Origin of the sequence: Rhodococcus phenolicus (assembly GCF_001646785.1) — a bacterium.
GTDB lineage: Bacteria > Actinomycetota > Actinomycetes > Mycobacteriales > Mycobacteriaceae > Rhodococcus > Rhodococcus phenolicus.
On sequence record NZ_LRRH01000015.1, the window covers coordinates 25,770 to 31,933 of the forward strand.

8 protein-coding genes and 1 pseudogene are annotated in these 6,164 nt (G+C 67.8%); 2 read left to right on the forward strand and 7 right to left on the reverse strand.

Features of this window, described 5'->3' with window-relative positions; translation table 11 throughout:
- Nucleotides 1–2: 2 nt before the first annotated feature.
- Entirely contained in the window at nucleotides 3–344 is a 342-nt protein-coding gene (locus tag A8G15_RS05725) for an ArsR/SmtB family transcription factor (RefSeq protein WP_068156461.1), read from the reverse strand.
- Between the two features lie 80 nt (nucleotides 345–424).
- Here A8G15_RS05725 and A8G15_RS05730 point away from each other — a divergent pair, with 80 nt between their 5' ends.
- The gene (locus A8G15_RS05730; protein ID WP_068156465.1) at nucleotides 425–982 is read left to right on the forward strand and encodes a hypothetical protein; all 558 of its coding nucleotides are present in this window, start codon (nucleotides 425–427) and stop codon (nucleotides 980–982) included.
- A gap of 66 nt (nucleotides 983–1,048) precedes the next feature.
- On the opposite strand, the gene A8G15_RS29680 is transcribed toward A8G15_RS05730, so the two are convergent.
- The 4 genes from A8G15_RS29680 to A8G15_RS05740 form a co-directional block, all read right to left on the reverse strand.
- Nucleotides 1,049–1,192 carry a pyridoxamine 5'-phosphate oxidase family protein gene (locus tag A8G15_RS29680; RefSeq protein WP_245687719.1) on the reverse strand — a complete coding sequence of 48 codons (144 nt, stop codon included), beginning with the start codon at nucleotides 1,190–1,192 and terminating at the stop codon, nucleotides 1,049–1,051.
- Nucleotides 1,193–1,243: 51 nt separating this feature from the next.
- On the reverse strand, nucleotides 1,244–1,411 hold the full coding sequence (locus A8G15_RS30440) for a hypothetical protein (RefSeq protein WP_156665264.1): 168 nt from the start codon (nucleotides 1,409–1,411) through the stop codon (nucleotides 1,244–1,246).
- A 91-nt stretch (nucleotides 1,412–1,502) separates the two neighbouring features.
- A complete protein-coding gene (locus tag A8G15_RS05735) occupies nucleotides 1,503–2,015 on the reverse strand; it encodes a DinB family protein (RefSeq protein WP_068156466.1) in 513 nt (170 codons plus the stop codon).
- A gap of 84 nt (nucleotides 2,016–2,099) precedes the next feature.
- Nucleotides 2,100–2,501, reverse strand: coding sequence for a DUF4259 domain-containing protein (locus tag A8G15_RS05740; RefSeq protein WP_068156478.1), 402 nt, complete (start codon nucleotides 2,499–2,501; stop codon nucleotides 2,100–2,102).
- A 209-nt stretch (nucleotides 2,502–2,710) separates the two neighbouring features.
- Here A8G15_RS05740 and A8G15_RS31410 point away from each other — a divergent pair, with 209 nt between their 5' ends.
- Entirely contained in the window at nucleotides 2,711–5,131 is a 2,421-nt protein-coding gene (locus tag A8G15_RS31410) for an alpha/beta fold hydrolase (protein WP_068156481.1), read from the forward strand.
- Nucleotides 5,132–5,191: 60 nt separating this feature from the next.
- On the opposite strand, the gene A8G15_RS05750 is transcribed toward A8G15_RS31410, so the two are convergent.
- Complete coding sequence (locus tag A8G15_RS05750; protein ID WP_156665265.1) at nucleotides 5,192–5,881, reverse strand: VOC family protein; 690 nt, start codon at nucleotides 5,879–5,881, stop codon at nucleotides 5,192–5,194.
- A 45-nt stretch (nucleotides 5,882–5,926) separates the two neighbouring features.
- Nucleotides 5,927–6,164, reverse strand: a pseudogene (locus A8G15_RS05755) (hypothetical protein); the annotation flags it as partial.

The following is a 6,164-nucleotide window of genomic DNA, read 5'->3' on the forward strand; positions in this document are numbered from 1 at the left end:
CGTCAGTTCTCCTCGGTCGAGTCGGATGCGATGAGTTCGTCGATGCGTGCGATGCGACCGCGCCATACCTGCTCGAGGTCCGTGAGCATGGACCCCACCGATCGCACCGCCGTCACGTCGCCGCTGGCCAGCTGCTCCCGGCCGCTGCGGCGTTTCGTCAGCAGGCCGGCCTTCTCCAATACCGCGACGTGTTTCTGGACAGCGGCGAAGCTCATGTCGTAGTTCGCCGCGAGCGCGGAAACCGAGTGCTCCCCGGCCAGCACCCTGCGCATGATGTCGCGCCGGGTCCGATCGGACAGCGCATGGAACAGGGCGTCCGCCCGGTCCTCGTCGTCTCCGCTCACAAGAACCAATATACAACCTTTTGGTTGCACGTTGTCAAGACCGTCGCTCCTCGCGGGGACCGTCTGTGCGACAGTGACTCATGCCCGACTCAGCCCCACCGTCACGCTGGTGGACCGCAGCGACCCGGACGACCGCGGTTCTCGTGGGACTCGTGTGCGGCGTGATCCTGTGGACGTTCCTGCCACCGGTGGTCGTGTTCCCGTATTTCGCGCTCGCGTCCGCAGTCCTTCTGGCACTGGGCGGGATATGGGTGATCCTGGGCCTGATCGGCTGGGTCAGGTTCCGGGCGCTGCGTCCCAGCGTGACCGCCCCGGTACTCGTACTGATCACCGTCGCGGCGGTCGCGGCGTCCGTCCCGTCCCAGTTCGCGTTCGCCGTGTCGAAGAACCGGCTGACTGCCGTCGCACGCGAATGCCCGAAGACGTTCGACGACCGCAGGATCGGGGTCTACCGGGTCTGGCAGATCCGGCCCGTCGACGGCGGCTGCCTGTTCTACATCGAGGGCGGCCTGATCGATTCGATCGGACTCGCCCATCTCCCGAACGGCGCACCGTACCTCGGCGAGCCCCGGCACGACGGCGACATCGGCTACCGGGAATACCACGGCGACTGGTATCGATTCGTCCAACGTTTCTAGCGTCGGCACGAAAACCCTTTGTGTGGATTCGTGTCCGCCAGGCGAACACGAATCCACACAGAACGGTCAGGATTCGACTTCGGGCCCGGCGAGCGCGTTCTGCGGGCTGCCGTCCACGCGGACCGTGGCGAGGACCGCACGGTGTCGCGGGCGCAGGAATTCCGGTAGCGCATCATGATCGACCTTGTCGGCAGTGGCGATACGAGGCATGTCGAACCTTCCGATCGAGCCGTACGGACAGACGGAAAGCTACCGGCCGGCTCACTCCCCCTCCGCCTGATCCGGTTGGCGAACGCCTTTGGACAGCATGCTCTCCGGATCCGCGTCGGGATCTTCGGCCGGGTCGTACGGCTGCTGGGACGGGGACAGTGCGTCCTTCTTCTCCGGACCGTCCTGAGCCGGGCCGTGCTCGCTGCTTCGGCTTTCCATGTCGGTCCCCTCTCACTCGTCGGATCTCCCGGACCGGGTTCCATCGACGGCAGGATCCGAAACCACCCGGCCGGGTGGTGGGACTCGGCGGTCAGGTTTCGGTGTTCGAGTACCTGGTGAGCAGCTGACCGATCTCCGCCACGTTCTTGGTCAGTTCGAAATTGACCCATCCGGCAACCTCCCACAGGGGTGTGTCGTCCGGCATGAGCCCGGCGATCGGCTTCGCGAGGTTCGTCGTCGCGAGAACGTCCCGCCACCGATCCGCGAGCGTCCGGATCCGGTCCACCGAACCGGACCACTCGTGGCTGTCGGGCCCGACGGCGTTGCCGTCGCGGCAGACCTCGATGGTGTTCGACCACCACCACTCGATATGCCACAGCAGCCACGCGATGGTCGTCTCCGGAAGAGGAGATGCGCTTTCGTCCGGCCAGTCCGCGACGAGGACTCCGTCGACGCGACGGACGTCCACGCAATTCGCCGACGGTGCCCGGTGCACCACCGCCTCGTCGATCCGCGGCAGGACGTGCTCGTCCGCGAACAACATGATCAGATCGAGCTGAGTTCGCAGCGTGCGCTCGGCAAGGGTTCCTTCGGTCTCGCTCACGGAGGGGAATGCTCCCAGGCCCGTCGATCCCGAATCAACCGGATTCGTCCCGCAGATCCGTGCGTTGCAGCCGGGCGGCGGCGTTCACTGCACAGCGCGCAGACCCTCCAGCCGGGCCAGAACGGGCGCGCGCCAAGTCTCCAGATCCTCGGGCCCGTTCTCGGCCCACAGCTCGTACAGCTCTGAGGTTTCGCCGTCGGCGATCGCCCGTTCGATCGTCACGAGAATCCACGCGCGCTGCTGCTCGGTCAGCGAGCGCACATATGCGGCGGCATCGAAACCCTCGAACTCCGGCGGCGCCGGCCGAAGGTCGTGTGCCACCGCCAGGACCTCGGCGAGCACGACGGCCGCCTGCGCATCGTCCGCCTCCAGGTATCCGTCGACGTACCCGCAGTAGTCGTCGATGTCGAAACTGCCTGCCCGGAGCGCTGCCAGCAGATCTCCCGCCCCGTCGTTCTCGAACGGTCCCGAACCCCACGTTCCCACGCCCGACTTCTCCTGTTCCGCGGACCGCCCGGCCCGTCACCCCGACGGTAGGGCCGGCCACCGACACGCCCGTCCGGCGCAGCCTCCTCTCGGCGAATCGGGTAGTCCATTACTCGTGTCGGTCCCGGCCGTGCGTTCCACACTCGAAGGACCACAACGGCGGAGGTTCCAGCGACCCGCCCGTTCGTCCCCGACCCATCGGAAACACCATGAGAACCGACATCAGCGACTTTGCACCGGCAACACCTCGCCTCGAGCACGTCGACGTGCTGATCATCGGGGCCGGGTTCTCAGGCATCGGCCTGGGGTACCACCTGACGACGAAGCAACCCGACCGCAGTTTCGCGATCCTCGACGGCCGCGACGCGATCGGCGGCACGTGGGACCTGTTCCGGTTCCCGGGCATCCGGTCCGATTCGGATCTGCACACTTTCGCGTTCGCGTTCAAGCCGTGGACGAGCGACAACGCGATCGCCGACGCGGGCGAAATCCTCGACTATCTGCACGAGACGATCTCCGAGAACGGTCTCGCTCGTCGTATTCATCTCGGGCACAAGGTTCTGCGCGCATCCTTCTCACGAGAGGACGACCTCTGGACGGTTGTCGTGGAACACGACGGCGAGCAATTCGAGGTCACCTGCCGCATCTTGTTCTCCGCGGCCGGTTACTACGACTACGACTCCGGTTACACCCCGCACTTCGACGGGGTCGAGGCGTTCGGCGGGCGGATCGTGCATCCCCAGTTCTGGCCGGACGACTTCGACTACAGCGGAAAGAAGATCGTCGTCATCGGCAGCGGCGCAACTGCCGTGACGATGATTCCGCCTCTGGCCGATCGCGCGTCGCATGTGACGATGCTGCAGCGGTCACCTTCCTTCGTCCTGCCCTTCCCACGTAAGGATCCGATCGCGAACGGCCTGCGCCGGCTCCTGCCCGACCGCCTCGCCTTCCGTATCACCCGTCGCCTCAACATCGCCCGGCTCCGGTTGATCTACACCTCCAGCCGGCGCCACCCCCACACGGTGCGGCGCATCCTCCGAACTCTCAACAAGAGGATGCTCCCCGCCGGGTATGCGGTCGACATCCACTTCGAACCGCGTTACCAACCGTGGGACCAGCGGCTGTGTGTCGCTCCTGACGGTGACCTCTTCAAGGCCATCTCGCGCGGTGCCGCGTCGGTGGTAACCGATCGCATCGTGCGATTCACCCAGCACGGGATCCTGCTCGAATCGGGAACCGAGCTCGAGGCGGACATCATCGTCACGGCCACGGGGCTGAACCTGCTTCCGTTCGGCGGCATCTCCCTCTCCGTCGACGGTGAGAAGATCGCCGTCGCCGACCGCTTGGCCTACAACGCCATGATGCTCGAAGGCGTCCCCAACTTCGCGTTTTCCATCGGCTACACCAACACGTCCTGGACGCTCAAGGTCGACCTCGTCGCCGAGCACCTGTGCCGGCTGCTCGCCCACATGGACCGCCACGGCTACAGCGCGGTCACCCCCGTCGCCGACGGGCCGGTGCAGGCCAGGAAACCGTACTTCGACCTCGAGTCCGGCTACATGCGCCGCGGTCGGGACCTGTTCCCGAAACGGGGGTCGGACGGCCCGTGGACCGTGATGCACGACTTCGCGTTCGACCGCGATCGGCTCGCCGGACGGGTCGACCACCCTGCGCTCCGCTTCACCGACGGTCACAGCCCGACCGGTTCCGTTCCCCCGAGGGGTGAGCGCACCGGCGCGCCCACCGTCCTGGCCGTCCACGGGCGCCCCACCCGCGTTCGCATCGCAGGCGATGCCGGCAATCCACCGGTGTTGTTGTTACACGGCCTCGCCCGCAGCCTCGACGACTGGTCACCGCAGTATTCGCGGTTGTCCAGGCACTACCGGGTGATCGGTCTCGACCTGCCGGGTTTCGGATACTCCGCCCGGATACCCGAACCGAGCAACCTCGACGTGCTGGCCCGTGGTGTCCTCGAGACCCTCGACGTTCTCGGTGAACACCGGCCCACGCATGTCGTGGGCAACTCGCTCGGCGGGGCGGTCGCCCAGCAGATCGTCGTCCTCGCCCCGGAGCGGGTGGCCAGCCTGGTGCTGGTCGACAGCGCGGGCTTCGGATCCGAGGTCACCGCACTGATCCGGATGATCGCGGTGCCCGGCCTCGGCCGGCTCGCCAGCCGGGACACCACCCGGCTCGGCGCACTCGTCGTCGAACGCTCGATCTTCGCCGATCCCGCGTTCGTGACCGAGGAACGGATCGACCGGGCACTCGACATCGCCCGTCGCCGCGATCCGAGCGACATGGTGTTCGAGACGGTCCACGCACTGTGCGGGGTTCGCGGCGCCGACCCCGGCTGGCGACGCGAACTCGTCGCCGCGGTCAACCGGCACCCCCGTCCCATTCTCGTCGTGTGGGGCGACAAGGATCGCATCCTGCCGGCACACCATCTCGCCGCCACGCCGCATCTGTACCCGCATGCCGAGACCCACGTGTTCCGAGGAGTCGGGCACATGCCGCAACTCGAGTGCCCCGACGACTTCGCGTCCGTGGTGTCGACATTTCTCGACGGCGTTTCCGTCGGGGAGGGGCCGGATCGCCGGGCGTCGGTCCCGGCCTCGGACGGTCCCCTGTGACATCGGGACCGGTCGTCGACGTGGACATCGGCGGCTGTCGCGCGGAGACTGCGGGGTCGTTCAGGCCGGATCGCGGCCCTGCCAGGTGCTGACGCACACCTCGTTGCCCTCGATGTCGGCGAGGACACGGAATGCCGGTGCCGCCGCGTCGCCGACGAGGACTCCTCCGGCGGCGAGCGCCGCACGGATCCGCCGGGCGGCCTCGTCGTGCGGGACGGCGATGTCGATGTGCATCCGGTTGCGTTGCGGGCGGGGTGCGTCCATCTGCTGAAACCAGACCTGCGGCCCCTGACGCGCCGGATCGGCGAGCGGTCCGGCCGCCGCTGCGCCGGGCGCGTCCACGTACCCGAGTACCGCTTTCCAGAACGGCCGGACGGCGGTCGGCTCCAGCGCGTCGATCGCGATTTCGAGAGCCTGCACGGACCGTCCGGCGGGGTGCGCGGTCACATCGAATCCCGCAGCGCGCACCGCGTCGGTGACACGCCGTGCCAGCCGGACGTCGCGCGCGGTGACCCTGCCGCCGGCCGCGGGCTGCAGCACCACCTCGACGCGGTCGCTGCGCAGGTCCAGCCGCAGATGCTCGTCGGCATCGGGGCCGCAGGCCTGCGCCGCCGCGGTCGCCACGTCCACCGCGGCCCGCAGGGACGGCACGACCACCGTCGCCGCCAGCGCGCCCAGTAGGTAGCGCCAGCCGAGTGCCTCCACAGCGTCGGATGCATCGGTTCGGGTGAGAGCTTCGTCGGTGGTCACATCTCGGGTGATATCCGATCGAACTCGTGGCGGGAAGGGTTGAACTCACCCGTCGCAGAGTGTTATCCGGTGGGACTGGGCGCCGGAACCGGTGGCGGCGCGAGCGAGGTATCCGGGATCGAAGACGCCACCGGACACCAGAGTCCGGATCCACGTGGCCATGTCGCCGGCGGTGGGGATCGCACCGCCGGCGGCGGTCGCGTAGGACGGGGTCTGGTCGGTGTAGTCCATCGGAAGGAGCGTCCCGTCGCGCGCGGCGGCAATGTTCTCGCCGGGCCTCCGA